This window comes from Streptomyces violaceus, from assembly GCF_036014075.1.
In the GTDB taxonomy this organism is placed as follows: domain Bacteria; phylum Actinomycetota; class Actinomycetes; order Streptomycetales; family Streptomycetaceae; genus Streptomyces; species Streptomyces violaceus.
Map to the genome: position 1 here is coordinate 2536902 of NZ_CP107911.1, position 26440 is coordinate 2563341.

At 70.9% G+C, this 26440-nt stretch carries 27 protein-coding genes; 5 read left to right on the forward strand and 22 right to left on the reverse strand.

Annotated elements, in window-relative coordinates; genetic code table 11:
* Positions 1 to 143: 143 nt before the first annotated feature.
* The 16 genes from dprA to proS all read right to left on the reverse strand — a co-directional run bounded on the left by dprA (position 144) and on the right by proS (position 12986).
* Entirely contained in the window at positions 144 to 1304 is a 1161-nt protein-coding gene (dprA, locus tag OG542_RS11195; RefSeq protein ID WP_328410361.1) for a DNA-processing protein DprA, read from the reverse strand.
* The gene (locus OG542_RS11200; RefSeq protein ID WP_328410363.1) at positions 1301 to 2926 is read right to left on the reverse strand and encodes a YifB family Mg chelatase-like AAA ATPase; all 1626 of its coding nucleotides are present in this window, start codon (positions 2924 to 2926) and stop codon (positions 1301 to 1303) included. Before OG542_RS11200 ends, dprA begins: the two co-directional genes overlap by 4 nt.
* A complete protein-coding gene (locus tag OG542_RS11205) occupies positions 2926 to 3327 on the reverse strand; it encodes a YraN family protein (RefSeq protein WP_328410365.1) in 402 nt (133 codons plus the stop codon). The genes OG542_RS11200 and OG542_RS11205 overlap by 1 nt, the downstream gene beginning before the upstream one ends.
* Positions 3328 to 3404: 77 nt before the next feature.
* Positions 3405 to 3713: a DUF2469 domain-containing protein gene (locus OG542_RS11210; RefSeq protein ID WP_003993268.1), complete on the reverse strand. Its 309-nt coding sequence runs from the start codon at positions 3711 to 3713 to the stop codon at positions 3405 to 3407.
* A 56-nt stretch (positions 3714 to 3769) separates the two neighbouring features.
* Positions 3770 to 4294 carry an NUDIX hydrolase gene (locus OG542_RS11215; protein ID WP_193481945.1) on the reverse strand — a complete coding sequence of 175 codons (525 nt, stop codon included), beginning with the start codon at positions 4292 to 4294 and terminating at the stop codon, positions 3770 to 3772.
* The gene (gene lepB, locus OG542_RS11220) at positions 4284 to 5063 is read right to left on the reverse strand and encodes a signal peptidase I (protein ID WP_328410367.1); all 780 of its coding nucleotides are present in this window, start codon (positions 5061 to 5063) and stop codon (positions 4284 to 4286) included. Before lepB (OG542_RS11220) ends, OG542_RS11215 begins: the two co-directional genes overlap by 11 nt.
* 51 nt (positions 5064 to 5114) lie before the next feature.
* On the reverse strand, positions 5115 to 6077 hold the full coding sequence (lepB, locus tag OG542_RS11225; RefSeq protein ID WP_261680121.1) for a signal peptidase I: 963 nt from the start codon (positions 6075 to 6077) through the stop codon (positions 5115 to 5117).
* Positions 5965 to 7056, reverse strand: coding sequence for a signal peptidase I (lepB, locus tag OG542_RS11230; protein WP_328410370.1), 1092 nt, complete (start codon positions 7054 to 7056; stop codon positions 5965 to 5967). The genes lepB (OG542_RS11225) and lepB (OG542_RS11230) overlap by 113 nt, the downstream gene beginning before the upstream one ends.
* Positions 7049 to 7777 (reverse strand): signal peptidase I, encoded by a 729-nt coding sequence (lepB, locus tag OG542_RS11235; RefSeq protein ID WP_311127934.1) that lies wholly within the window; start codon positions 7775 to 7777, stop codon positions 7049 to 7051. Before lepB (OG542_RS11235) ends, lepB (OG542_RS11230) begins: the two co-directional genes overlap by 8 nt.
* A gap of 45 nt (positions 7778 to 7822) precedes the next feature.
* Positions 7823 to 8173: a 50S ribosomal protein L19 gene (gene rplS, locus OG542_RS11240; RefSeq protein WP_030852073.1), complete on the reverse strand. Its 351-nt coding sequence runs from the start codon at positions 8171 to 8173 to the stop codon at positions 7823 to 7825.
* A 135-nt stretch (positions 8174 to 8308) separates the two neighbouring features.
* On the reverse strand, positions 8309 to 9142 hold the full coding sequence (trmD, locus tag OG542_RS11245) for a tRNA (guanosine(37)-N1)-methyltransferase TrmD (RefSeq protein ID WP_328410372.1): 834 nt from the start codon (positions 9140 to 9142) through the stop codon (positions 8309 to 8311).
* Positions 9142 to 9684: a ribosome maturation factor RimM gene (gene rimM / locus OG542_RS11250; RefSeq protein ID WP_184598511.1), complete on the reverse strand. Its 543-nt coding sequence runs from the start codon at positions 9682 to 9684 to the stop codon at positions 9142 to 9144. Before rimM ends, trmD begins: the two co-directional genes overlap by 1 nt.
* An 81-nt stretch (positions 9685 to 9765) precedes the next feature.
* A complete protein-coding gene (locus tag OG542_RS11255; RefSeq protein WP_115744409.1) occupies positions 9766 to 10005 on the reverse strand; it encodes an RNA-binding protein in 240 nt (79 codons plus the stop codon).
* 2 nt (positions 10006 to 10007) lie between these two features.
* The gene (gene rpsP, locus OG542_RS11260) at positions 10008 to 10427 is read right to left on the reverse strand and encodes a 30S ribosomal protein S16 (RefSeq protein ID WP_311127932.1); all 420 of its coding nucleotides are present in this window, start codon (positions 10425 to 10427) and stop codon (positions 10008 to 10010) included.
* A 284-nt stretch (positions 10428 to 10711) separates the two neighbouring features.
* The gene (locus OG542_RS11265) at positions 10712 to 11320 is read right to left on the reverse strand and encodes a hypothetical protein (protein WP_184598513.1); all 609 of its coding nucleotides are present in this window, start codon (positions 11318 to 11320) and stop codon (positions 10712 to 10714) included.
* Between the two features lie 250 nt (positions 11321 to 11570).
* Positions 11571 to 12986 (reverse strand): proline--tRNA ligase, encoded by a 1416-nt coding sequence (gene proS / locus OG542_RS11270; RefSeq protein ID WP_328410375.1) that lies wholly within the window; start codon positions 12984 to 12986, stop codon positions 11571 to 11573.
* Between the two features lie 199 nt (positions 12987 to 13185).
* Here proS and OG542_RS11275 point away from each other — a divergent pair, with 199 nt between their 5' ends.
* Together OG542_RS11275 and OG542_RS11280 are read left to right on the forward strand one after the other, a co-directional pair.
* Complete coding sequence (locus tag OG542_RS11275; protein WP_328410377.1) at positions 13186 to 14040, forward strand: methyltransferase domain-containing protein; 855 nt, start codon at positions 13186 to 13188, stop codon at positions 14038 to 14040.
* A gap of 139 nt (positions 14041 to 14179) precedes the next feature.
* Positions 14180 to 14782, forward strand: coding sequence for a hypothetical protein (locus tag OG542_RS11280; RefSeq protein WP_328410379.1), 603 nt, complete (start codon positions 14180 to 14182; stop codon positions 14780 to 14782).
* Positions 14783 to 14864: 82 nt separating this feature from the next.
* Here the strand turns inward: OG542_RS11280 and ffh are convergent, their stop codons facing one another.
* From ffh to nsdA, 5 genes are all read right to left on the reverse strand, one after another.
* A complete protein-coding gene (gene ffh, locus OG542_RS11285) occupies positions 14865 to 16415 on the reverse strand; it encodes a signal recognition particle protein (RefSeq protein ID WP_261680128.1) in 1551 nt (516 codons plus the stop codon).
* A gap of 81 nt (positions 16416 to 16496) precedes the next feature.
* Complete coding sequence (locus OG542_RS11290) at positions 16497 to 18944, reverse strand: [protein-PII] uridylyltransferase (protein ID WP_328410381.1); 2448 nt, start codon at positions 18942 to 18944, stop codon at positions 16497 to 16499.
* Positions 18945 to 18972: 28 nt separating this feature from the next.
* A complete protein-coding gene (locus OG542_RS11295) occupies positions 18973 to 19311 on the reverse strand; it encodes a P-II family nitrogen regulator (protein ID WP_030231663.1) in 339 nt (112 codons plus the stop codon).
* The gene (locus OG542_RS11300) at positions 19308 to 20651 is read right to left on the reverse strand and encodes an ammonium transporter (RefSeq protein ID WP_311127928.1); all 1344 of its coding nucleotides are present in this window, start codon (positions 20649 to 20651) and stop codon (positions 19308 to 19310) included. Before OG542_RS11300 ends, OG542_RS11295 begins: the two co-directional genes overlap by 4 nt.
* A 340-nt stretch (positions 20652 to 20991) precedes the next feature.
* Complete coding sequence (gene nsdA, locus OG542_RS11305; RefSeq protein ID WP_328410384.1) at positions 20992 to 22485, reverse strand: transcriptional repressor NsdA; 1494 nt, start codon at positions 22483 to 22485, stop codon at positions 20992 to 20994.
* Positions 22486 to 22931: 446 nt separating this feature from the next.
* Between nsdA and OG542_RS11310 the strand changes: the two genes are divergently transcribed.
* Entirely contained in the window at positions 22932 to 23597 is a 666-nt protein-coding gene (locus OG542_RS11310) for a bifunctional DNA primase/polymerase (RefSeq protein ID WP_261683557.1), read from the forward strand.
* Between the two features lie 102 nt (positions 23598 to 23699).
* Here OG542_RS11310 and ftsY read toward each other — a convergent pair whose 3' ends face one another.
* Positions 23700 to 24899 (reverse strand): signal recognition particle-docking protein FtsY, encoded by a 1200-nt coding sequence (gene ftsY, locus OG542_RS11315; protein ID WP_193481931.1) that lies wholly within the window; start codon positions 24897 to 24899, stop codon positions 23700 to 23702.
* 152 nt (positions 24900 to 25051) lie between these two features.
* Between ftsY and OG542_RS11320 the strand changes: the two genes are divergently transcribed.
* Complete coding sequence (locus tag OG542_RS11320; RefSeq protein ID WP_328410386.1) at positions 25052 to 26023, forward strand: LLM class flavin-dependent oxidoreductase; 972 nt, start codon at positions 25052 to 25054, stop codon at positions 26021 to 26023.
* Between the two features lie 67 nt (positions 26024 to 26090).
* Positions 26091 to 26237, forward strand: a complete 147-nt coding sequence (locus OG542_RS11325; RefSeq protein ID WP_328410388.1) for a hypothetical protein — start codon at positions 26091 to 26093, stop codon at positions 26235 to 26237.
* Positions 26238 to 26440: the final 203 nt, after the last annotated feature.

Here is a 26440-nt window from a genome sequence, read left to right on the forward strand (position 1 = left end):
GACGGAGGGCAAGGCGGACGCGGATACGTTCCGGAGGTGCCCCGGCGGATCGGCGCGGTCGCTCAGTGTGATCACCGGAGGACCTCAACTGGGCGCATTTCCAAGGGATGTCGAGGTTCCCCCGGACGGCCGAACACGCGCGGTCAGCATGGTCCGGGACCACCGCGGACCGACATCACCGCCTGGCGTGTCAACTTCCAGCCATCGCCGTGTCGTTCGACGTAACCGAGTGCCCGGAGTTCGTACAGTCTCGCGATCGCGTCATCCTGTGCGGTCTGTGCGCGGCGCGCGATCTCGTCCGGCCGGGCGGCCCGGCCACCCGGCAGGGCGGCAAGCACCTGCCGGGTCGCGGGTTCCAGCAGATCCCGGGGCAGGACGGGGCCGCGCCGGTCGGGAGCCAGTTGTCCGATGTCGCCGACCAGTTCGACGACGTCCGCGGCGTCGGTGACCAGGGCCGCCTCGCCCCGCAGCAGTTCGTGCACTCCGGCGGAGAGCCCGCTGGTGGCCGGGCCCGGTACTCCCATCGTGTGACGGCCCAGGCGCTGTGCCGCCCGAGCCGTGACCAGGGAGCCGCTGCGGTGGGCGGCCTCGACGACCACGGTGCCGCGGGTGAGCGCCGCGATCACCCGGTTCCGCAGGATGAACCGGCTCGGTGTCGGATGATCGCCGGGCGGCAGCTCACCGACGACCAGCCCCTGTTCGGCGATTCTGCTGATCAGCTGGGTGTGTCCGCGCGGGTAGGGGCGGTCTACACCGCAGGCGAGGACGGCGACCGTGGCTCCGCCCGCGCCGAGGGCGCCGCGGTGAGCGGCACCGTCGACTCCGTAGGCACCGCCGGACACCACGACCCAGCCCTGCTCGGCGAGGCCGGCGGCGAGGGTGGCCGCCATGTGGGCCCCGTATTCGGTGCAGGCCCGGGCGCCGACGACGGCCACGGACTTCAGCGCCCACATCCGCAGACTGGCCCGCCCTCGCACCCACAGCCCGAGGGGCCGGGCATCCCCGAGATCATCGAGCTGCCCGGGCCACTCCGGGTGCCCGGGGCACACGAACCGCACCCCGGCCTCCCGGGCGACGGCGAGGTCCTCGCGGGGCCGTGCCGCCTCGGCCCTGGCCAGCATCCCCTTCCACCGCTTGTGGCTCACTCCGGGCAGGGGCCGCCCGCCCTCCGTCAGCCGCCGAACCACTTCTCCGGCCCCGAACTCCCGCACCCACCGCCCACCGGCCTCGTCACCGGGCTCGACGACCCGGGTCAGAAACACCCGGGCGAGCAGTTCGTCGTCCGGTGCGCCGACGACGCTCACGTCAGTGCCCCGAGTGCCATCGGGACGCCCCGTGGCACACCGGTGCGCAGCTGGAGCGCGAGGGCGACGTCCGTGGCGTCGGGCTGGTCGTGGCCGACGAGGTCGGCGACGGTCCAGGCCACTCGCAGGACGCGGTCCAGTCCGCGGGCGGTCAGAGCACCCCGCTCCAGGTTCCGCTCGGCCTCGTCCATCGCGCCGGGCACCGCGTACCAGCGGCTGCGCAGCTCGCGGCCGGGTACCTCGCTGTTGGTGCGCCAGGGAGTGCCGGCGAGGCGCTCCGAAGCCCGTTCCCGGGCAGTGCGGACCCGGTCGGCGACCGTCGCCGTGGACTCGCCCCGCGCGCCTAAGGCGGTCAGCTCGGTGCGGGTGACGCGGTCCACCTCGACGCGCAGGTCGACCCGGTCGAGCAGCGGACCGGAGAGCCTGGCCTGGTAGCGGCGGATCGCCGAGGGCGGGCATTCGCACAGGTCGTCCCGCTGCGAGAACCTGCCGCACGGGCAGGGGTTGGCCGCGAGCACCATGAGGAACTTCGCCGGGAAGCGCACGACTCCCGCACTGCGCGCGATCACGACATGCCCCGCCTCCAACGGCTGACGCAGGGCGTCCAGGGCCCGGCTGCTGAACTCGGGCGTCTCGTCCAGGAAGAGCACTCCCCGGTGGGACAGCGACACCGCGCCGGGCCGCGCGATGCCCGGGCCGCCGCCGACGAGTGCCTGCATCGTGGCCGAGTGGTGCGGGGCGCAGTAGGGGGCGACGTCGATCAACGGCTTGCCCGGGGGCAGCAGGCCCGCCACCGAGTGGACCGCGGTGACCTCCAGCGACTCCTGCCGGCCGAGCAGAGGCAGGATGGCCGGCAGCCGCTCCGCGAGCATCGTCTTGCCCGCGCCGGGAGGCCCTTCGAGGAAGAGATGGTGCCCGCCCGCCGCGGCCACCTCCACCGCCGTGCGTGCCGAGGTCTGCCCGACGACGTCCGCGAGGTCGTGACCGTGGTCGTGCTGGGCCGCTCCGACGCCGTGCATGCCCGTGGCCGCGCCCGTACCGGGCACGCGCAGGCCGGCGAGGAGCGGGTCCGGGCGACCCTGTTCGTCCGGCTCCTCGTCGGGCACGGGTTCGTCGGCCAGGATGGCGATCAGCTGCCGCAGGCTCCTGACTCCCAGCACCGACACCCCGGGCACCAGGGACGCCTCGGCGGCGGCGCACTCCGGCACCACCACCTGCTCATACCCCGCGTCCGCCGCCGCCAGCACCGCCGGCAGCACCCCGCGGACCGGCCGGACCCGCCCGTCCAGCCCCAGTTCCCCGATCATCACGATGTCGGCGAGGACCCGCGGGTCGATGCGCTCCGCCGCGCCGAGGACGGCCGCGGCGACGGCCAGGTCGAAGCCGCTGCCGGACTTCGGGACGGAGGCCGGGCTCAGGCCCACCGTGAGTTTCTTCTGCGGCCATGCCGCGCCCGAGTTGACGACCGCGGCGCGCACCCGGTCCCGGCTCTCCGTCAGACTCTTGTCGGGCAGCCCCACCAGCGTGAACGCCGCGACACCCGGTTCGAGATCGGCCTGGACCTCGACGACCACACCCTCGACGCCCACCAGCGCCACCGAACACGTACGGGCGAATCCCATCAGGCCACCCCCCGCACATGCTCGACCACGGCCGCGCCGCGGTTCGGCAGGAGCACGCCCACCACGTCGATGCGGACCCCGCCGGGCGGTGCGCCCCCGTGGGTCTGGATCCACCGCTCGGCGAGATCCCGCAGCCGCTCCGCCTTCGGCGGGGTCACGGCCGCCATCGGATGCTCGAAGGGACCCTCCCTGCGGGTCTTCACCTCGCAGACGACCAGGACGTCACCGTCCATGGCCACGATGTCGATCTCACCCGTCCGGCCGGAGCGCCAGTTGCGCTCCACAACCGTCAGACCGGCCGCCGTCAGCCGCCGCGCGGCCAGGCTCTCGCCGTACTTGCCCATGGCGCTGCGCGCCCGATGTGCGTTCATGTCGGCACCACCTCCGGCGCCAACGATCACGCACCCGCCCCCACGAAGTGGATCTTGGTGGATGACTCAGCGGTTGTGGACAACCCCGTCACCCACTCGAGAGAACCTCACCCGCTCGGCAGCTCGAGATCGCTCTTGTTCAGCTCCTCGATGTTCACGTCCTTGAACGTGAGAACCCGAACCTGCTTCACGAACCGCGCCGGCCGATACATGTCCCACACCCAGGCATCCGCCATGGACACCTCGAAGAACACCTCACCCTGGACCGAGTGCACCTGCATCTCGTAGTCGTTGGTCAGGTAGAAGCGCCGCTCGGTCTCGATCACGTATTTGAACAGACCGACGACATCGCGGTACTCCCGGTAGAGCTTCAGCTCCATCTCGGTCTCGTACTTCTCGAGGTCCTCGGCGCTCATGGCATGTTCCCCTTCAGCCGTGCGATCCCACCATTGTGCGCCAGTCCTGTGAGCCCCTAGACGATTTCCGGGTCAAGGATCACGGGCCTGGCCGGGGGACCTTCGTCGAGCAGCGTACGCAGCAGCCCGGCGAGTCTGGTCGGATACACCGTCTCATGTGCCCGGGTCAGTTCCCGGCACGTCCACCAGCGCGCTCCGGCGACACTGCGCCGCTCCAGCTCGGTCAGCCCGGCGGCAGCGATCTCCGTACGGTCCGTACGAGCCAGGTAGTACCACTCGTCCTGGTCCCAGCGGCGGCCCGCGAACGGGAACGAGCACTTCCGCCGCCACAGCACCGGGCCGAGCTCGACCTCGGTGATGCCCGTCTCCTCCATGAGTTCCCGCAGGGCGGCCTCTTCACGGGTCTCGTCGCCCTCCACTCCGCCACCGGGGGTGAACCACCAGTCGTCGGCCGGATCGTCGGGCTCGTGCCCGTGCAGCAGCAGGATGCGGTCCTGCGGGTCGAGCAGCACGACCCGGGCGACCTTGCGCAGCCCGCCCTCGTAGGAGTCCTGGCCCGCACCCACGGCCTCAGCGGGCACTCGCGGGCTCCGCGTTCGCCCGCCGGGCACGGGCCGCGCCCGCCCGCTTGGCGATCGGGCCGTAGGCGCCCCCGCCCAGGACGAGCACGGCGCCGGCGATCACCAGAGCGGCGATCGTCCGCAGCGGTCCGGGCGAGGAGAGGGCGCCGAGCGGCTCGAAGCCGGTCGGGCGCTCCAGCATTCCCTTCATGGGCCACACGACGGAGTCGACGCGGGCGTCCACGGCGGAGCGTGCCACCGTGCCGCTGGCGGCGTCGGTCAGGTGGGCGGTGGAGTCCAGGGAACTGCCACGCTCGTCTCCGAGCAGGAACAGCCGCCCCTCCGGGACGGTCACGGTCGGGAAGCCGGTGATCTCGGCCGGTTCCCCCTTGGGCAGGTAGGGCTCGTCGATCTCCTTGCCGTTGACCTTGAGCCTGCCGTCCTGGCAGCAGGAGACCGTGTCCCCGCCGATGGCGACCACGCGCTTGACCATCGGCACATTGCCCCAGGTCGCGTCCTTGAAGACGACGACGTCACCACGGCGCACATCACCACCGTCGACGCGCTGCGCCAGCATCCGATCGCCCGCGTCGATCGTCGGCGTCATCGAACCGGTGGGCACGGTGTAGGGCCGGTAGACCACCGCTCCCCAGGCGAACCCCCCGAGGAAAAGCACGAGGCCCAGCGCGACGGCCAGCCCGGACAACCGCTGTCCGGTCCGGCTGCCCACCGGGCCCGTACCTGTGCCACCGCCGCGCGGGGCCGTGTGCGTCATGCTCTCGCCACCCATGGGTCCGCACCCTACCCGGGGGTACCAGCCGGGGTCAGCCCGCCGTCGGAATCACCGCTTCCGGCGCCACCACAGCACCACGGGCACCACACCGGCGAGCGCCAGTCCCTGCGGAGCCACCGCCCAGCCCGCCGCGGCCGGCTGAGCGTTGAGGCCGGACTGGTCGAAGGTGTCCGGCACCGGCAGGTTGTCCCAGCGGTTGATCGGCCAGGCGATGACGACGGCCCGTCCGACGACCTCCTTCACCGGGACCATGCCCTTGTGCCGGTCCGCCTGTTGGTAGCGGGAGTCCCGGGAGTTCTGCCGGTGGTCGCCCATGACCCAGATGGAGCCCTCGGGGACCTTCACCTTGAACTGGCCGCCCTGGTCGTCGACGCTGCACGGCGTGTTGCCCGGGTAGACGTACGACCGGTCGTCCAGCGCCTTGCCGTTGACCTTCAGCGGGCCCGTGCCCTTGCACTCGACCGTGTCGCCGCCGACGCCGACGACGCGCTTGATGAGGTCCTTCTCCTCCACGGACGGCATGAGGCCGATCCAGCTGAGGAACGTCTGCAGGGCGTTCGGATCCGTGGTCGGCTCGCCCGCCAGCCAGTTGTCGGGGTCGTGGAAGACGACGACCTCGCCGCGCTCGGGCTCGGAGCCGAACCAGGGGGTGAGCTTGTCGACCAGGACACGGTCGCCCTGCTGGAGCGTGTTCTGCATCGAGTCGGACGGGATGGAGAACGCCTGCACCAGGAAGGTCTTGATCAGCAGCGCCAGCACCAGCGCGATGCCGATCAGGATGGGCAGCTCCTTCCAGAAGGAGCGTGCCTTCTTCGGCGTCCGGTTCGTACCGCCCGGCCCTTGGTTCTCGGCTGTGGTGTGCTTGCCTGTCACCCTGTCGTCCTCGGCTGCCCCGGAGTCATTCCCGGAGGTCACGGCGCTGTCCGCGGCCGGGACGGCGGATTCCGCAGGGCGCCCGCGATGCTCCTCGCCGTCGTGTCCGGACCGTGCGCCAACCGCCACATCCCCCACGCCAACTCCTCACTCTGTGCCGCCGCCTGCCCCATACACGGCGCAGGCCCACCACTCCCATAACGAGCGGGAGTTCCGCAGGGGTCGGGAGCTGGATCGTTACGTTCGAATCGTCGGAGGCAACCCTATGCGACAGCTGGGCGGCAGCGGTCGACCCGGTGGCCGAGTCGGACACGGAGGCGTAGGTATTCGGTTCCTCCAGCATGTTCCAGTGGCCGAAGGGCCAGGCGATGACCATGGCGCGGCCCACGACCTCGTCCTCGGAGACCGTGCCGCCGTAGTCGGTGTCCTGGTGGGCGCGGGAGTCCGCGGAGTTGTTCCGGTGGTCGCCCATCACCCAGTACCGCCCCTGGGGGACCGTGATCTCGAACGGCGTGTCGGACGGGGCGTTGCCGGGGTACAGGTAGTCCTCGTTCAGCGGGATGCCGTTGACGGTCACGCGCCCTTGGGTGTCGCAGCACTTGACCCGGTCGCCGCCGACGCCGACGACCCGCTTGATGAGGTCCTTCTCGTTCTCCGACGGCAGCAGGCCGATGAAGGTGAGCCCTTCCTTGACCTGCTTGATGACGACGGGGTCCTCCTGCGGGGTGCCGGTCTGCTCGTCCTGGAGCCAGCCGCCGGGGTCCTTGAAGACGACGACGTCCCCGCGCTGCGGCTCGGAGCCGAACCACGGGGTGAGCTTGTCGACCAGGACGCGGTCGCCGATCTGGATCGTCTGCTCCATGGAGCCCGACGGGATGACGAAGGCCTGGACGAGGAACGTCTTCAGCACCAGGGCTATGAGGACGGCGACGCCGACGAGGAGCGGTATCTCCTTGACGGCACCGCGCCTGCGGCGTCGCTTGACCTTGCGCTGGAGCTTGCGCCGCTCGGCACGGGTGCGTCCGCCGGACGGGCTGGCGGCGCGCCGGGCGCCGGTGGGCAGCAGGTTTTCCGCGGCAGTAGTGGCGACGCCGCGCGGCTTGCCGCGGTTACCCATGGGCGCCCGCCCTTCCGGCGGCGGGAGCGGGCACACGCGCGTAGGCGTCGGGGCGCTGCAGCCGGGTGGCGTGGCCGAAGGGCCAGACGATCCAGTCGGCGCGGCCGATCACGCCGCCGACCGGGATCATGCCGCCGCCCGGGGAGCCGAGGTGGTCGCGGGAGTCGCTGGAGTCGCCGCGGTGGTCGCCGAGGACGAACAGGGTGCCGTCGGGCACCACGACGTCGAAGGGAACCGTGGAGGGGCTGTCCCCGGGGTACAGGAAGCCCGACTCGTCGACCGGCCGGCCGTTCACCTCGATCTTCCCCTCCTTGTCGCAGCAGACCACGCGGTCCGCTCCCACACCGACAACGCGCTTGATGTAGTCCGCGTGCCCGAAGTACCCCGTCCCGTCGAACACGACGATGTCTCCCCGCTGCGGCTGGGCACCGAAACGGTACGCCAACTTATTTACGAGAACGCGGTCCCCGATCCTCAATCCTGGCTCCATGGATCCGCTGGGGATCTGGAACGGCCGCAGCACGAACGTGCTGAGCAGCAGCAGGAAAAGCAGGCAGGTCAACAGGGTCAGAGTGATCCGGCCGCCCGGGACCCATGCACTGACACGCGACACCAACGCGAAACGCGACCGTTCCTCCGGCCCTCCTGGGTCCGAGGTCTCCTCGGAGTCGGAAGGGCGGGAAGAGCGGTCGCGCTCCGTCGGCTGTGCTTCGGTGTCCATCGGAGCCAGATGTTATCCGGCCCCGACGCGAACCCCGGAGAGCGCTCAGTTCTCGCGCTTCTCCTTGATCTTCGCGGCCTTGCCGCGCAGCTCGCGCAGGTAGTACAGCTTGGCGCGGCGGACGTCACCCTTGGTGACGAGCTCGATCTTCTCGACGATCGGGGTGTGCACCGGGAAGGTGCGCTCGACGCCGACGGAGAAGGAGACCTTGCGGACCGTGAAGGTCTCGCGCACGCCGGAGCCCTGGCGGCGGATCACAACGCCCTTGAACTGCTGCACACGGGAGCGGTTGCCCTCGATGACGCGGACGTGCACGTTGACGGTGTCGCCCGGACGGAAGGCGGGGACATCGCTGCGCAGCGACGCGGAGTCGACGGTGTCGAGCAGGTGAGACATTTCGTCTGCTTTCCTCGCTGATGCCACAGGTCATCAACGGAAACTAGGTGTTTCGGATCAGGGCTGTACGCGTCGGAACGGGCGTCATCTCCCCCTGTGGCAGGGGCGCACGCCGGACGGACGCACAACAGCGACCTATTGTTCCATGCCCTCGGTCCTGCGCCAAAATCGGCCGTACGGCTCCCCCGCGGGGTCAGGTGCCCAGCCCAGGATGGACAGCATCTCGCGGTCCTTCTTGTCGAAGGCCTTGGGCTCGCACCGCTCGATGAGGTCGGGCCGGTGGGCGGTCGTACGCTTCAGGGCCTCGTCCCGGCGCCAGCGCGCGATCTTCCCGTGGTGGCCGCTGAGCAGCACGTCGGGGATGTCCCGGCCGCGCCACTCGGGCGGCTTGGTGTAGACCGGCCCCTCCAGCAGGCTCGCCATGGCACCGGGCGCGAAGGAGTCGTCCCGGTGGGACTCGGCGTTGCCCAGGACGCCCGGCAGCAGCCGCGCCACGGCCTCCGTGACGACGAGGACGGCCGCCTCGCCACCGGCCAGCACGTAGTCGCCGATGGACACCTCGTACACCGGCATCCGTGTCGCGTACTCGTCGACGATCCGCCGGTCGATGCCCTCGTAGCGGGCCGGCGTGAAAATCAGCCAGGGGCGCTCGGAGAGCTGGACGGCGAGTTCCTGGGTGAAGGGGCGCCCGCTGGGCGTGGGCACGATGAGGGCGGGCTCGTGGGAGCCGGTCTCGTAGCCGTCGGCCAGGACGGAATCGAGCGCGTCCCCCCAGGGCTCGGTCTTCATGACCATGCCGGGGCCGCCGCCGTAGGGCGTGTCGTCGACGGTGTTGTGGCGGTCGTAGGTCCAGGAACGCAGGTCGTGCACATGGACGTCGAGCTGTCCACGCGCGCGCGCCTTGCCCACGAGGGAGACGTTCAGCGGTTCCAGGTACTCGGGGAAGATCGTGACGACGTCGAGGCGCATTACGACTCGTCCCGGCTGGAGGCGATCTCGGCGCGGTCGTCGATCAGGCCCGGCGGCGGGGTGATGACGGCCTTCTGCTCCTCGAGGTCGATCTCGGCGACGATCTCCTCGACGAAGGGGATCAGCACCTCGCTGCCGTCGGGGCGCTCCACGATGAACAGGTCCTGGGAGGGCAGGTGCGAGATCTCCGTGATCCGGCCGACCTCCGTGCCGTCCGCGGTGACCACGTCGAGGTCGATGAGCTGGTGGTCGTAGTACTCGTCCTCACCCTCGGGCAGTTCCTCCGGGTCGATCTCGGCGATCAGGAGGGTGTTGCGCAGGGCTTCGGCGCCGGTGCGGTCGCTGACGCCCTCGAAGCGCAGGAGGAGACGGCCGCTGTGGACGCGGCCCGTCTCGATGGTGAGCGGTCCCGTTGCGGCGGGATCGGTGGCGAGTACGGCGCCGGGCGCGAGCCTGAGCTCCGGCTCGTCGGTACGGACCTCGACGGTGACCTCACCCTTGATGCCATGGGCACGGCCGATCCGTGCGACTACCAGCTGCACGTGTCCAACTCTCCTGTCATACGACTGCGGGCCGGGGACGGCCCTCAGGCCCTCCCCGGCCCGAGCCGGTTGCGATAAGCGTCAGCGGACGTGGTCCACGTCGACGAGGTCGACGCGGACGCCGCGACCGCCGATGGCGCCCACGACGGTACGCAGAGCGCGTGCGGTGCGGCCGTTGCGGCCGATCACCTTACCGAGGTCGTCCGGGTGCACCCGGACCTCGAGCACTTGCCCGCGGCGCAGGTTGCGCGAGGCGACCTGCACATCGTCAGGGTTGTCGACGATGCCCTTCACGAGGTGCTCGAGAGCCTCCTCGAGCATGCTCAGGCCTCGGTCGACGCGGACTCGGCGGCCGCCTCGTCCTTCTTCTCAGCCTTCTTCTTCTGGGTGATCGCCTCACCCTTGCCCTCGTCCTCGCCACCGATGGCCTCGAACGACGGGCGGGCCGACTTCTCGGCGGCCTGCAGCAGCGGAGCCGGGGCGGGCTCGCCCTTGTACTTCTGCCAGTCGCCGGTCTTCTTGAGGATGGCGAGCACGGGCTCGGTCGGCTGCGCGCCGACACCCAGCCAGTACGCCACACGCTCGGCGTCGACCTCGATCACCGACGGGTTGTACGTCGGGTGGTACTTGCCGATCTCCTCGATGGCCCGGCCGTCACGGCGGGTACGGGAGTCGGCGACGACGATGCGGTAGTGAGGCGAACGGATCTTGCCCAGACGCTTCAGCTTGATCTTGACTGCCACGGGAGTGGATTCTCCTGGATTTGACGTGGTTGGGCACGGCGAGACGGCCGCGTGGGGTTGCGGTACCCGAGTGCCCGATGGACGCGTCAGCCGGAGGAGAGAGGGGTCCTGTGCGACTGTCGAGTACAGCTAGCCATTGTGCCACACCCTGCCGGTCGGCTTTGCCGGGGGTGCGCCGCCGCACGGGCATGCCGGGCCGGCACCCGGCGCGGAGGTGAGGTACGTCGGGTGCACACCCCGGCAGCGCGTCTCGACCGGCAGCCACGAGATGCCGGTTGCCGACGTCAGCCCGCCACCGCTCCCGCTCCCACGACGTCCGGGATACGGAACGGCTTGCCGCAGCCGCCGCAGACGATCGGCGCCTGGGCGAGCACGGACGGCACCACGCGTACGTTGCGGCCGCAGTCGCAGACCGCCTTGACGCGTACGCCGCCGCCGGAGGAGCCGTGGCGTGCGGCCGGGCCCCGGAAGGTGCGGGAGGTGTCGGAGGAGGTCGCGGCCGTGTGGGCCTTCAGTGCGCGCTGGAGGCGTTCCATCGTCGGGCGGTAGCGGCGCTTCGCCTCGGGGGTGAGCGTGACCAGGGAGAAACCGCTGCTGGGATGCGGTTCCTCGGGGTGGTCCAGGCCCAGCTCCTCGGCGATCGCGAGGAATCTGCGGTTGTGGTAGCGGCCGGCACGGGAGGTGTCGCGGACGCCGCGCGAGGCGGCGATGCCATGGACTGCCTCATGGAGCAGTCGCTCGAAGGAGAGCTCGTGACCGCACGCGGACGACGACTCCCCGATCAGGGACTCTGGCGCGGCAAGGTCGGGCAGCTCGGGGTGGTACCGCTGAATATCGGCCCACGCCTGTGCCAGCTCTGCGGCGAGAACAGGTGGTGTCTGTGTCGTGCTCACGTAATGACAACGAGCCGGGGTGCCACAGTGTTCCGATTCCGGGCCATCCCAAATAATTTGCACGTACCCGTCAGTTGCCTCTGATGCGTCCTGACGAGGGCGCGTGCGCTGATCTGCGGAGAAGCCTCGCAGCTCACCACAAGGTGGTGCGTAGGTCCGCATACGCCCCGGCGCGTAGGGGATGTCCGCGCGCCGGGGACCCAGGGGCCCGCGGGTGCGCAAGAGGCGTTTCGGCCGCCTTGCGTCCCGCTCAGTAAGCGCGTGCCACGACGGCGACGTTACCGGGTGCGTCGTCGGCGTCCGGCACCGACCCGTCCTCGGCGACCAGACACCGTACGGTCGCCGCGTGATCGGCGAGCTTGGACTCGCCCTCCTCGCCGAGCACGGCCCAGGGGATGCGCGCCCAGCCACCGGCGGTGGCCGCCTCGACGGCCTCCTCGAACGTCGAGACCTCGGCCGTGCGGGACTCGCGGCGCTCGCGGGACTGTTTCAGCAGCAGTGCCTGGTCCTCCTCCAGGACCGTCGGCAGCAGCGACACCAGGGAGTCCAGGGACACCGGCTCCTTGCCTCCCGGGATGCGGCGCGCCAGCATCGCCGTGCCGTTCTCCAGGTCGCGCGGGCCGACCTCGATGCGCACGGGGACGCCCTTGAGCTCCCAGTCGACGGCGCGGCGGCCGAAGGGGGTGTCGGTGCGGTCGTCGACCTGGACGCGGACGCCGGCCGCCTTCAGCCGGTCGCCGAGCTCGCGGACTTTGGCCAGAACCGCCTCGTCGCCCTTGATCGCGAGCACCACGGCCTGGATCTGCGCGAGCCGCGGCGGGACGCGCAGGCCGTTGTCGTCGCCGTGCATCATCACCAGGGCGCCGATCATGCGGGTGGTGGAACCCCAGGAGGTCTGCCAGACCAGCTCCTGCCGGCCGTCCTTGGCCAGGTACCGGGTGTTGAAGGCCTTCGCGAAGTTCTGGCCGAGTTCGTGGCTCGTGGCCATCTGGAGGGCCTTACCGTCACCCATCATGCCTTCGAGCGTCAGGGTGTTGACGGCGCCGGCGAACCGCTCCTTGACGGTCTTGCGGCCCGGGACGACGTCCATCGCGAGCACGTTCACCATGAAGTCCTCGTAGACCTGCCGGTGAATGTGGGCGGCGAAATCGCGCGCCTCCTCGTACGTGGCGTGCGCGGTGTGGCCCTCCTGCCAGAGGAACTCGGAGGTGCGCAGGAACAGGCGGGGCCTGAGCTCCCAGCGCACGACGTTCGCCCACTGGTTGATGAGCAGCGGCAGGTCGCGGTAGCTCTGCACCCACTTCGAGAAGTAATCGTTGATGATCATCTCGGAGGTGGGCCGGACCACGGCGAGCTCTTCGAGTTCCTTGCCGCCACCGTGGGTGACCACGGCCAGCTCGGGCGCGAAGCCCTCGACGTGGTCCGCTTCCCTGGTCAGGTACGACTGAGGGATCAGCAGCGGGAAGTACGCGTTCTGGGTGCCCGTCTCCTTGATGCGGGTGTCCATCTCGGACTGCATCCGCTCCCACAACCCGTACCCGTACGGCCGGATGACCATGGTGCCGCGCACCGGACCGTTGTCGGCGAGTTCCGCCTTGGTGATCAAGTCCTGGTACCAGCGCGGGAAATCGGCCGCCTGGGGGGTGAGAGCGGGTGCCTTGGCCATGGCGAGACGCTACGGGCCCAAGTTGCCGGAATGTGAAATCTCGCCATAGGCACATGACAACTCATATGACGGGGCGCATTCCACTGGACGACAGGTCGAGGGGGGAGTTTCCTGGCATACGGGGGTAGTGCGAGCGCACTGTCACGGGGGCCATGGAATCGGGCAAGAGGCAACTCTCGGCGGATTGGGGCGCTTACTTATGACACCTACGCTCGTGCGGCAGCACCTGCCTCACGCGGGGACCGCACCCCGCGTGGACCTGCGTGCACGCGCGCGTGACTGGTCCGAGATCCAGGAGCGGATGCTCGTCCCGCTCTATGAGGCCGTCTACGAGCGACTGGACGTGGGTCCCGCCACGCGGCTGCTCGGCCTCGGCTGCGGTTCCGGGCTCGCCCTGCTGATGGCCGCCGCCCGGGGAGCGGCGGTCACCGGTGTCGACTTCTCCCCCGAAAGAATGACCTTCGCGCGGGAGCGGCTGCAGCCCGAGGCGTGGGGCACGCGTGCGCGTGCGGAGACCCGGCTGGTCGAGGGCTCGCCCCGGGACGCGGCGGTGCCGGGTGCTCCCGCGTACACCCTGGTGACCGCTTTCGAGCCGATCGGGTGCCTCGCGGGCGACTCGGAGGGGATGAGCGGGCTGCTCGCGGAGGCGACGCCGCTCGGCGAGCGAGGTGCGGCCGTGGTGCTGGCCGGCTGGGGTCCGCCGGAGCGGTGCGCCACGACGTCCGTGCTGCGGGTGGCCACGAAGCTGGCGGAGCCGCTGCGCAACGCGGGCAGCTGGCGTCCCGCCCTCCGTGACGACCTGGAGGACGTCGCCCAGCGGGCTGGGCTCAAGCCGGACGGGTCCGGGCGGGTGGCGTGCCCCTTCGGCTACGCCGACGTGGACAGCGCGGTACGCGGGCTCAAGTCGACAGGGCTGTTCGACGCGGCGATGACCGCGACCGACCAGGTGCAGGTCGACAAGGAGCTGACCGAGGCGCTGCATCCGCACCAGCGGCAGGACGGGACCGTGTGGATGCCCAATGTGTTCCGGTACCTGATCGCCCGAGTTCCATAAAGATCAAGCTTTGTCCGGTGCAGGTGTAAATGGTGTGAAGAAAGCACGGTGCGGTGCTTCTGGTGCCCCCAAGTGGATCATGACCGCTTAATCTGATCCACCGCTCGGGGGATCTACACATCTGCATACAGGAGCCGCTTTGCCGCACCACACGACCGCGCTGCGTCTCGTCGCGCCCGTCGCCGTCCTCGCTCTGTCGCTCACCGCCTGCGGAGGCGGCGACGACAACGCCGACGCGAAGAGCCCGGCCACCGAGAAGGCCAAGGTCTTCCCGTCGCCGGAGCCCACCTCCGGCGGCGCCATGAAGGCCGGCGAGAGCGCCACGGGCAAGGTCGAGGAGGACCCGGGCAAGGTCACCTACGAGATCCTGGCGCAGAAGGTCGACGTCGGCACCGAGGCAGAGGCCGCCAAGGCCGTCTCGGAGCCGGACAAGGTCAAGGGCCAGGTGCTGGCCACCGCGTACCTGAAGTACACGCACAAGAGCGGCCCCGCCCTCACCGACGGTGCCGACGTGCACGACGGCACCACGGTCTTCGCCGACGGACAGCGCGGCACCGTCCTCATCGGCGCGTCCGAGGACGCCGCGGGCTGCGAGGACCCGTACGACGTCGACAGCTGGAAGCAGGGCGAGAGCCACGTCTTCTGCGAGACCTACGTGATCCCCGCGAACGCCAAGAACGTCGAGGTCCACTGGTCCGAGGAGGACGGCGAACCCTACATCTGGAAGTTCCCCAACGCCTGACCGGCCGGTCGCTGACAGAGCACTGAGGGCGCCCCCTTCCGGAAAGAAAGGGGGCGCCCTCAGTGACGTGCGGTACGGGCCGTCAGCCCATGAACTTCTTGAACTCGTCGGGGAGTTCGAAGTCCTTGCCGCCCTGCTGCGGCAGCCCGAAGGCGCTGCCGCCCTCGGCGGCCGCGGCGCGACGGGCCTCGGCCTCCTGCTCCTGCTGCTTGCGCTTCATCGGGTTGCCGGAGCGCTGCTTGCCCTTGGCCTGCTTCTGCTTCTTCTTCGTCCGGCCGGGACCGCCGCCCATGCCCGGCATGCCGGGCATCCCGGGCATGCCGCCGCCCTGGGCCATGCGGGACATCATCTTGCGGGCCTCGAAGAACCGCTCGACCAGGTTCTTCACCGCGCTGACGTCGACACCCGAACCACGCGCGATACGGGCGCGGCGCGAGCCGTTGATGATCGTCGGCTCCTGGCGCTCGGCCGGGGTCATCGACTTGATGATGGCGGCCGTACGGTCGACGTCCCGCTCGTCCAGGTTCTGGATCTGGTCCTTCATCTGGCCCATGCCCGGGAGCATGCCGAGCAGCTTGGAGATGGAGCCCATCTTCCTGACCTGCTCCATCTGGGCCAGGAAGTCGTCCAGGGTGAAGTCCTGGCCCTTCTTGGACGCCAGCTTGGAGGCCATTTTCTCGGCCTCTTCCTGGCTGAACGTCTTCTCCGCCTGCTCGATCAGGGTGAGCAGGTCACCCATGTCGAGGATGCGGGAGGCCATCCGGTCAGGGTGGAAGGCGTCGAAGTCGTCGAGCTTCTCGCCGTTCGACGCGAACATGATCGGCTTGCCGGTGATCTGCCGGATCGACAGGGCCGCACCACCGCGGGCGTCACCGTCGAGCTTGGAGAGCACCACGCCGTCGAAGCCGACACCGTCGCGGAAGGCCTCGGCGGTGTTGACCGCGTCCTGGCCGATCATCGCGTCGACGACGAACAGGATCTCCTCGGGGCTGACCGCGTCCCTGATGTCAGCGGCCTGCTGCATCATCTCCTGGTCGATGCCGAGGCGGCCGGCGGTGTCCACGATCACGATGTCGTGGACCTTGGACTTGGCGTGCTCGATGGAGTCCTTGGCGACCTTGACCGGGTCGCCGACGCCGTTACCCGGCTCCGGCGCGTAGATGCCGACGCCCGCGCGCTGGGCGACGACGCTGAGCTGGTTCACGGCGTTCGGGCGCTGGAGGTCACAGGCGACCAGCAGCGGCGAGTGGCCCTGCTCCTTCAGCCAGTGGCCGAGCTTGCCCGCGAGGGTGGTCTTACCCGCACCCTGCAGACCCGCCAGCATGATCACGGTGGGCGGCTGCTTGGCGAAGCGCAGGCGCCGGGTCTCGCCGCCGAGGATGGTGACGAGTTCCTCGTTGACGATCTTGAGGACCTGCTGGGCCGGGTTCAGCGCCTTGCTGACCTCGGCACCGAGGGCGCGCTCCTTGACGTTCTTGATGAACGTCCGGACGACCGGCAGCGCCACGTCCGCCTCGAGGAGCGCGATCCGGATCTCCCGGGCCGTGGCGTCGATGTCCGCTTCGCTGAGACGCCCCTTGCCGCGCAGGTTCTTGAAGGTCGCTGAGAGGCGATCGGAAAGAGTATCGAACACGGCGCTCGCGGTCCTCAGGGTTGGTGGCTACAGGGAATCGCCCTCCAGGGTATCCCGGCGTGACAAGTCGCCGGGTCGGCCTCACCCACGCAGCGTCTCCTCCAGCTTCCGCGCCACCGACGCCGCCTCGTCCCCGGGCAGGGGCGCGCCCTCCGGGCCGGTCACGTAGAAGGCGTCCACGGCGTTGGCGCCGAGCGTCGAGACGTGCGCGCTGCGCACCTGTACGCTCGCGTCCTCCAGGGCGCGCCCAATGCGGAACAGCAGGCCAGGGGCGTCCTGGGAGCGTACCTCGATCACCGTGGCCAGCCGGGAGGCGGCCGGGTGGACCGACACCCGGGGCGGCGGGGCGACCACGCCTCGGCGGCGTGGATAGGCCGCGTCCCGTTCGGCGAGGCGGCCCGCGATGTCCAGTGAGCCGTCCAGGGCCCGGACCAGGTCCGCGCGCAGCCGGGCGGCCTGCGGCAGGGAGCCGTACTCGGCGGCGACCCGCCAGTCCAGCAGCAGGACGGAGCCGTCGACGCCGTCCGGCAGGGTCAGGGAACGCAGTTCCGCCGTGCGCACGGTCAGCCGGTGCATGGCGAGGACACCGGCCACCGCGGGCAGCACGTGCGGCTGGTCGGGGACGGCGATGAGCAGCTCCACGCCCAGCGGCTCGGGGTCGCCGGACGGCTCCTGACCGGCGGGCGGCTCGGTCTGTGCCCGCAGGGCGAGGACGGGGCTGCCCGTCGCGGCCGCCTCGAGCGCGAGCCGCTCCTGCTCGGCGGTCGGCGCGCCCTCCTCGGGGTCGTCCGGGGCGTCCCCGGCGAGCACCGCGGAGACCCGCTTGACGAGGTCGGCGACGAGTGAGCCACGCCAGGACGACCAGGCGGCCGGTCCGGTGGCCAGGGCGTCGGCCTCGGTGAGCGCGTGCAGCAGTTCCAGGGTGCCCTGGGAGCCGACGGCCTCGGCGACGGAGCGCACGGTGGCCGGGTCCTCCAGGTCGCGCCGGGTGGCCGTCTCGACGAGGAGCAGGTGGTGCCGGACGAGGGTGGCGACGACTGCCACGTCGTGGCGGTCGAAGCCGATGCGGGCGGCCACGTCCTTGGCGATGATCTCGCCGGCCACGGAGTGGTCTCCGGGCCAGCCCTTGCCGATGTCGTGCAGCAGCGCGGCGACCAGCAGCAGGTCGGGACGGCTGACCCGGCGGGTGAACTCGGAGGCCTGCACGGCGGTCTCGATGAGGTGCCGGTCGACGGTCCACAGGTGCACGGCGTTGCGCTGCGGGCGGCAGCGCACCCGCTCCCAGTCGGGCAGCAGCCTGGTGATCAGCCCCTCGGCCTCCAGCGCCTCCCAGACCTCGACGGTCGGGCGCCCGGAGCCGAGCAGGGTCACGAGCTGTTCGCGTGCCTCGGCGGGCCAGGGCGTGGGCACCGGGCGCGTGGCGGCGGCCATGCGCCGTACGGCGTGCAGGGAGAGCGGGAGTCCGGCCTGCGCGGCTGCCGCCGCGGCGCGCAGCGGCAGCACCGGGTCGCGCTCGGGGCGCGCGGCACGGGCGAGCACCACCTCGCCGTCCTGCTCCACCACCCCTTCGGCCAGTGGAGACCGCTCCGTCACGGGCTTCCCGCCGCCCAGCATGGCGCGCAGCCGTGGCCGCACGGCGCGAGACCGCAGCACGCGCCCCACCTCGCGCCAGGTGACATCACTGGCGTACGAGACGAGCCGCGCCGCCTCGTACACCTGCCGCAGCAGTGTGTCGGCGTCGAGCAGACCGAGCTCGGCGGCCACCTGGTCCTGCTCCTGGAGGGCGAGCCGGTCGGTCGCGCGCCCGGTGGCCAGGTGCAGGGCGTCCCGTACGTCGAGGAGCCGGCGCCGCGCGTCGGCGAGGCCCTCGCGCGGGGCGTCGGCGAGCCAGGAGGCGGCGACGGCGCGCAGGGCGGTGGCGTCGCGCAGCCCGCCCCGGGCCTCCTTCAGGTCGGGTTCCAGCAGGTACTGCAACTCGCCTTGCCGCTCGGCGCGTTCGGCGCACAGTTCCTGGAGTTCGGGGAGGCGTTTCGGCGCCTGGTTGCGCCAGTCGGCCAGCACGGCCGTACGCAGTCCGGCGGTGAGGCCGAGGTCGCCGGCGATGTGCCGGGCGTCCAGCAGGCCGAGCTGCACCTTGAGGTCCTCGCCGGCCGTCTTGCGGGCCTCGACGGGTGTGCGGACGGAGTGGTCGAGGTCCAGACCCAGGTCCCAGACGGGGTACCAGAGCCGGTCGGCGAGGGCGGCGACCGCCTTGGTGTCACTGCCGTCGTGCAGCAGGAGCAGGTCGAGGTCGCTGCGCGGGGACAGCTCGCCGCGTCCGTAGCCGCCGACGGCGACCAGGGAGGCCCCGCGCAGTCCCTCCGCGCCCGCGGCGAACAGGCCGGTGAGCCAGTCGTCCGTCAGTTCGGCCAGGGCCGCACGGCGCGGCGGCCCGGACCGCGTCTCCTCGGTGAGGAGACGCAGCCGGGCCGCCGCGTAGCCGCTGGGTCCCGAGTCCTCTGCTTCCTTCTGCACGTCCGTACCCGTCACCCAGCGACTCCTGTTCTGTTTGCCTGCCTCAGAGCGCGTCGGGGCCGCGCTCGCCGGTCCGGACCCGTACGGCCGTCTCGACCGGGATGGACCAGACCTTGCCGTCACCGATCTTGCCGGTGCGGGCCGCCTTGACCACGACATCGATCAGCTGCTCGGCGTCGTCGTCCTCGACCAGGACCTCGATACGGATCTTGGGGACCAGGTCGACGGTGTACTCGGCACCGCGGTAGACCTCGGTGTGGCCCCGCTGACGACCGTAGCCGCTGGCCTCCGTGACCGTCAGACCGTGTACTCCGAAGGCCTGCAGGGCCTCCTTGATCTCGTCGAGCCGGTGCGGCTTCACGACGGCGGTGATGAGCTTCATGCGTCCACCTTCTTGCTCGCGGCCGCGGCGACCGGGGCCGTGGCGGCGGTCTTGGCGGCACCGCCACCGGCACCGCTGAAGTCGTATGCGGTCTCGGCGTGCTCGGCCTGGTCGATCCCGGCGACCTCCTCGTCCTCGGAGACCCGCATACCGATGGTCTTGTGGAGGACGAAGGCGAGGATCGCGGAGACGATCAGGGAGTAGGCGAGCACACCGCCGACACCGGCGAGCTGCTTCCACAGCTGGTCGAACTTGTGGTCGCCGTAGAACACGCCCGTGGCGTCGGACTGGCCCTTACCACTGGCGAAGAAGCCGATCAGGATGGAGCCGACCACACCACCGACGAGGTGGACACCCACGACGTCGAGCGAGTCGTCGTAGCCGAACCTGTACTTCAGGCCCACGGCCATGGCGCACAGGACACCGGCGATGGCACCGACGGCGATCGCGCCCATCGGAGTGACCGAACCACCGGCCGGGGTGATGGCGACCAGACCCGCGACGGCGCCGGAGGCGGCGCCCAGCGTGGTGAACGCACCGTGGCGGATCTTCTCGTAGGCGAGCCAGGCCAGCATGGCGGCGGCGGTGGCGACCTGCGTGTTGACGAACATCAGGGAGCCGACGCCGTCGTCGTTGCCGAGCCACGAGCCCGCGTTGAAGCCGAACCAGCCGAACCACAGCAGACCGGCGCCGAGCATGACGAGCGGAAGGCTGTGCGGGCGCATCGGGTCCCTCTTGAAGCCGACGCGCTTGCCGATGACGAGGATCACGCCGAGCGCCGCGGCACCCGCGTTGATGTGGACCGCGGTACCACCGGCGAAGTCGATCACGCCCATGTCGAAGGCCCAGCCGCCCTCACCCCAGACCCAGTGGGCGACGGGGAAGTAGACGATCGTGGCCCACAGCGCGATGAACAGCGCCCAGGCGGAGAACTTCACGCGGTCCGCGAGAGCGCCGCTGATCAGGGCGGGCGTGATGATCGCGAACATCAGCTGGAAGACCATGAAGGCCAGGAGCGGGATGTTGTACGTGCCCCAGAGCTCGCTCTTGTCCACCCCGGTGAGGCCGACCCAGTCGGAGTTCCAGCCGATGAGGTGGCCGGAGTCGGTGCCGAACGCCATGGAGAAGCCGTACAGCACCCACAGGATGGTGACGATCCCGAGGCTGATGAAGCTCATCATCAGCATGTTCAGGGTGCTCTTGACGCGGACCATGCCTCCGTAGAAGAAGGCCAGACCCGGGGTCATGAGCATCACCAGGGCGGAACAGATGAGCATGAACCCTGTGTTGGCGGCAGACAGCTTGGGTGCTTCTGCGGCAAGGGTGATGGCTGGTGCCATCGGCGTCTCCTCGTCGTTGGTACGGCCCCGTGCGGGCGAAGCCTCGAGCGGAATGAGGGGCGGGCCGGTTATGCGCCACGAGATTGGCGCAGCGCGGTTTCGGTGGGAGCCCCTCGTTGTTTCGCGGCCGTGACGAAGGCGCGTTCTGTGTTACGCGTCGATGAACTGCCGGATTGTGGGCGCGCTGATCGTTATCGTGGCGCAACCTTCGGTCCCGTTGTCTTCAGGACGCACAGGCCGGCCGCGGTCGGCCTTCCGATGACCTGGCATGGGGGAGCCGAGTCGGGCAGTTCGGGAGGGCCGGCCGCGGCCGGGGTTCAGGGGTTTCGGAGGGTGGCGGTCAGACCGCCTCCGCGGCCTCGGGCAGCTCGGCGGCCAGCCGCTCGGTGAGGTCCACGACCTCACCGAGGTCGCCGAAGTCGCGGGCGGCCGTGTCGACCGTCTTTCGGATACGAGTGTTGACCCGCTCGGAGCGGACCTTCTTGGCCACCTGCATGGCCTGGGCGGCGAAGACCGTGCTCTGCTCGGCCTCGCGCCGGAGGAGGTGCACGGTGGCCATGCCGATCAGGTTGAGCGCGTACGACCGCTGGTGCTCGCCGTCCGCGGCGAACAGCTTCACGGCCCGCTCCATCAGGGGCTCGGCCAGCGAGGCGTAGGTCGGGCTGCGGCCGGCGACATAGGCCAGATCGCGGTACGAGTGGGAGTTCTCGCCGTACAGCTCGGCCTCGGAGAAGAAGCGGATCCAGTCGGGGTCCGGCTCGTCCCACTCGCCGGCGTCGGCGAAGGTGTCCTCGGCCATCCGGACCGCCCGCTTGCACTTGCCGGGCTGGCCCATATTGGCGTAAGCGCGGGCCTCCATCGCATACAGCATCGACTGGGTGCGCGGGCTCGCGCAGTCGCGGCTGCCGTACTGCGCGAGGTGGATCAGCTCCAGCGCGTCGTCGGGCCGGCCGAGGTGGATCATCTGCCGGCTCATGCTGGACAGCACGTAGGAGCCGAAGGGCCGGTCACCGGCCTCCTTCGCGGCGTGCAGCGCGAGGACGAAGTACTTCTGCGCGGTCGGCTGGAGCCCGATGTCGTACGACATCCAGCCGGCCAGCTCGGCGAGTTCGGCGGCGACCTTGAACAGCCTCCGGGTGGTGGCCTCGGGCTGGGACTCCTGGAGCAGGTCCGTCACCTCGTGCAGCTGGCCGACGACCGCCTTGCGGCGCAGGCCGCCGCCGCACTGGGCGTCCCACTGCCGGAACATCACGGTCGTGGACTCCAGGAGGTCCAGCTCCGGCTTGGAGAGCCGGCCCCGGGCGCGCCCGGAGGAGCCGGGCTCGGGCTCCGACCGCTGGGCCGGGGGCGAGGGGACGAGCCAGCGCTGCATGGGCTCGATGAGGGCCGGGCCCGCAGACAGGACCAGCGAGCTCCCGAGGAAGCCGCGCCGCGCCAGCATCAGGTCGCTGCGCGAGAACTCGCTGAGCAGGGCCACGGTCTGCGGGCCCGTCCAGGGCAGGTCGACGCCGGTCGCGGAGGGTGACTGACGCGCGGTGCGCAGCCCCAGGTCCTCGACGGAGACGACGACACCGAAACGCTCCGAGAACAGCTCGGACAGGATCCTGGGGATCGGCTCGCGGGGGTTCTCGCCATCGAGCCAGCGGCGGACGCGCGAGGTGTCCGTGGAGATGTGGTTGGCGCCCAGCTGGCGTGCCCGGCGGTTGACCTGGCGGGCCAGCTCGCCCTTGGACCAGCCGCTGCGCACGAACCAGGAGGTGAGCAGCTCGTTCGGGCGCTTGTCAGCGTGCGTCGCGCTCGCAGCGTTCGTTCCGCTTCCGCCGTTGCCGCTCACTGGAACGCCCCCATCCCTGAGACCACTTGTCGCCGAGTGCGCCAAGCCCTATCAGCATGCCGGTTCGTACGGCCGCTCGTCCGGCCCTTGTCACCCATCGAACGGAATACCGACTTGCCTCCGGCATACCCACGAGTGCATGTGCCCCCAGGACTCGTGCACACAAAGTAATCCTACGATCACCCGTCCAGCCACGGCTCACACGGAAACGCCACCATTCGCCACCCCTTCGAATGAACTCACGTACGCCTCCACGCGATTCACTTGACACAGCACAACCAGGAGCGGGTGCAGTGACGCACTGAGGGGCGCGTGTCGCCGAGCACACCACCCTGGGCACTTCTGGGCGCTGAGTGAACGGACCGCCACCCGGGAAGGCGGAAACAGAGAGTCACGCAGGGCAACCGCTGCGTAACCACCGGTGCGTCGGACCCGTTGGAGGGGGCATGGGCTTCACGATCGGCATCAGCCGGGGCATGCGCGACATCCGGTCCGGCTCGCGCCGCCGCGGCCGGACGTCGGACGGCATCGCCGTGGCCGAGTACACCGGGCTGTGGGGCTGGGACGTGCTGCCGGGCGCCCGGGCCTCGGCGGGCGCCTGCTCCTGCGGCCGCCGCGACTGCCCGGCGCCGGGCGCGCATCCACTGGACTTCGCGCCGGTGATCCCCGCCGGGGCGACGCTGGACGACGTGACCGAGTCCTGGGGCGAGTTCCCCGGTGCCTCGGTGATGCTGCCGGTCGGCCGGGCGTTCGACGTCATCGAGGTGGCCGAACCCGCCGGCTGCCGTGCGCTGGCCCGGCTGGAGCGCATGGGCCTGCCCGTCGGCCCGGTCGCGGCGACCCCGGACGGCCGCGCCCACTTCTTCGTCGCCCCCGGCGCCGCCGCCGATCTGCCCGGCCTGCTCTACCGCATGGGCTGGGACGACCCGGACTCCCTCGACCTGCGCGGCCTCGGTCCCGGTACGCACATCACGGCGCCGCCCTCCGACCGCGGCGGTCTCGGCCCGGTGCGCTGGCTGCGCTCGCCCGCCCTGGACTCGGCGTCCAGGGCGCCTGAGGCCCGCCTGGTGCTGGGCACGCTGGCGTATGTGGCGCACCGGTCACGGGCCTGACCCCGTACACGGCGAAGCGCCCGACCCGACGGTGTCTCGGGGCGGGCGCTTCGCCGTGCACATCCGGATTCTCGGAGGTGCTCCACTCGGCTGGTTCGGAACTCACTCCCCGATAAGGGCGTCAACGAACGCCTCCGGCTCGAACGGCGCCAGGTCGTCCGCGCCCTCGCCGAGCCCGACGAGCTTGACCGGAACGCCCAGCTCGCGCTGGACCGCGACCACGATGCCGCCCTTGGCCGTGCCGTCCAGCTTGGTGAGCACGATGCCGGTGATGTCGACGACCTCGGCGAAGACCCGGGCCTGGACCAGGCCGTTCTGGCCGGTGGTGGCGTCGAGCACGAGCAGCACCTCGTCCACCGGGGCGTGCTTCTCCACGACCCGCTTGACCTTGCCGAGCTCGTCCATGAGGCCGGTCTTGGTGTGCAGACGGCCGGCGGTGTCGATGAGCACGACGTTCGCACCCATCTCCTTGCCCTCCTTGACCGCGTCGAAGGCGACGGAGGCCGGGTCGCCGGCCTCCGGTCCGCGCACGGTGTGGGCGCCGACGCGCTCGCCCCAGGTCTGGAGCTGGTCGGCGGCGGCGGCCCGGAAGGTGTCGGCGGCGCCGAGGACCACACTCTGGCCGTCGGCCACCAGGACGCGGGCGAGCTTGCCGGTGGTGGTGGTCTTGCCGGTGCCGTTGACCCCGACGACCATCACGATGCCCGGCTTGCGGTCCTCAGGCTCGGTCTTGACCACACGGTCCATGTCCCGGCCGACCAGCGTGAGCAGTTCCTCGCGCAGCAGGGTGCGCAGCTCGTCGGGCGTGCGGGTGCCGAGCACCTTTACGCGCTCGCGCAGGCGCTCGACCAGTTCCTGGGTGGGCTGCACGCCGACGTCGGCGGTGAGCAGCGTGTCCTCGATCTCCTCCCAGGTGTCCTCGTCCAGGTGCTCGCGCGACAGCAGCGTGAGCAGCCCCTGACCGAGGGCGTTCTGTGAGCGGGACAGACGGGCTCGCAGCCGGACCAGGCGACCCGCGGTGGGCTCCGGGATCTCGATCTCGGGAGCTTCGGCGGGCGGCTCCTCGACGGTGACGGGAGCCGAGCCGTCCGGGAGATCCACCTCCTCTATCGTGCGCCGCGGTTCCTCCCGCGGCGTCTCGGCCTCGTCGCCGACGTGCGGCTCGGCCGGTGGGGCGGTGATGTCGGGCGCTGCGGGCGGGGGCGGGGGCAGCTGCTTCTTGCGCCGGCTGCCGACGATGAGCCCGCCGAGCGCGCCGAGCACGACCACGGCGATGACTACAGCAAGGATGACGATGTCCATAACGCGTCCAGTATCAGCCATGGGCCCCCGGGTCACCCCGCTTGTGCCGTCCTCCGGGGCCGAGGGCCGCCGGATCTCCACACCCCTGGATGTCTGACGCCCCGTCAGCTAACGTCCCCCCGGACACCCGCCCGGTGAAGGGAGACGTCCCCATGCCCGTCACGGTCGCACGTTTCAACCTCGTGGCTCCCAGGGCCGGCCCCGCCGAGCTCGGCGCCCGTTACCGGGCGGCCCTGGAGATGGCCGCGTACGCCGACGACCGGGGCGTCACCACCGTGCAGACGGAGGAACATCACGGGGCCGACAACAACTGGCTGCCGTCGCCGTTCGCCTTCGCGGGGGCCGTCTTCGGTGCGACCCGGCGTGTCGCGGTCACCGTCTCGGCGATCATCGGCCCGCTGCACGAACCGCTGCGGCTGGCCGAGGAGATCGCCGTGCTGGACCTGCTGAGCGGCGGCCGGCTGGTGACGGTCGCCGGGATCGGGTACCGGCCCGAGGAGTACGACCTGTTCGGTGTGGACTTCGCCCGGCGCGGCCGGCTCCAGGACGAGCTGCTGGAGACGCTGCTGAAGGCGTGGACGGGTGAGCCCTTCGCCTACCGGGGCCGCACGGTCCGCATCACCCCGCGCCCGTACACCGACCCGCACCCGCTGCTCCTGGTCGGCGGCTCCTCCAAGGCCGCCGCCCGCCGGGCCGCCCGGCTCGGCCTGCCCTTCTTCCCCAGCGCGCATCTGCCGGAGCTGGAGGCGTACTACAAGGACCGGCTCGCCGAGTACGGCACGGAGGGCTGGGTCATGATGCCGGCGGCCGAGACACCGCTGCTGCACCTGGCCGAGGACCCGGACCGGGCCTGGGCGGAGTACGGCGAGCACTTCCTGCACGAGGCGCGGACGTACGCCGCCTGGCAGTCGGGCGGGGTGCGCTCGGCGGTGAAGTCGGCCGCGACGACCGTCGGGGAACTGCGCGCCGAGGGCGTGTACCGGATCCTCACGCCCGACGCGTGCGCGGATCTGGGCCTGGACTCCTATGTGCTGCATCCGCTGGCGGGCGGGATGCCGCTGGAGGAGGGGTGGCGCAGTCTGCAGCTGTTCTGCGAGCGGGTGCTGCCGGGTCTGGGGAGCTGACGCTCACGGTGACGACTCGGCCGGGTTCGAATCCTGGCGGACGAGGGTGTGGGGGGGGGCGGAGCCGGTGCACGCGCTGGGTGCCCGGTTCCTTCCCGTACCGGCCGACGGCGACCTCGAGGTCGGGGCTGAGAGCGTCGCGGAGTTCCTGGGTGAGGTGGCGCTGCTGCGTGGCCGTCTCGACGCGATCGCCGAGAGCACGCAGCGGCCGTGAGGGCTCGCCGAGCACCGGGAGGGGCTGGTGAGGCGGCTGCGGAACCTGGAAGTGGCCGCCGTGCACGCCCGGGTGATCGGGGCGGCGTCATCGTCCGGTGACACGGCAGACCGCCGCCCCGGCTCGGGCAGTGGCCGAACCGGGGCGGCGGCGGGTTACGGGGAGAGGGGCAGCGGGGACTTTGGCCCTTCTCCCCGAGTGCG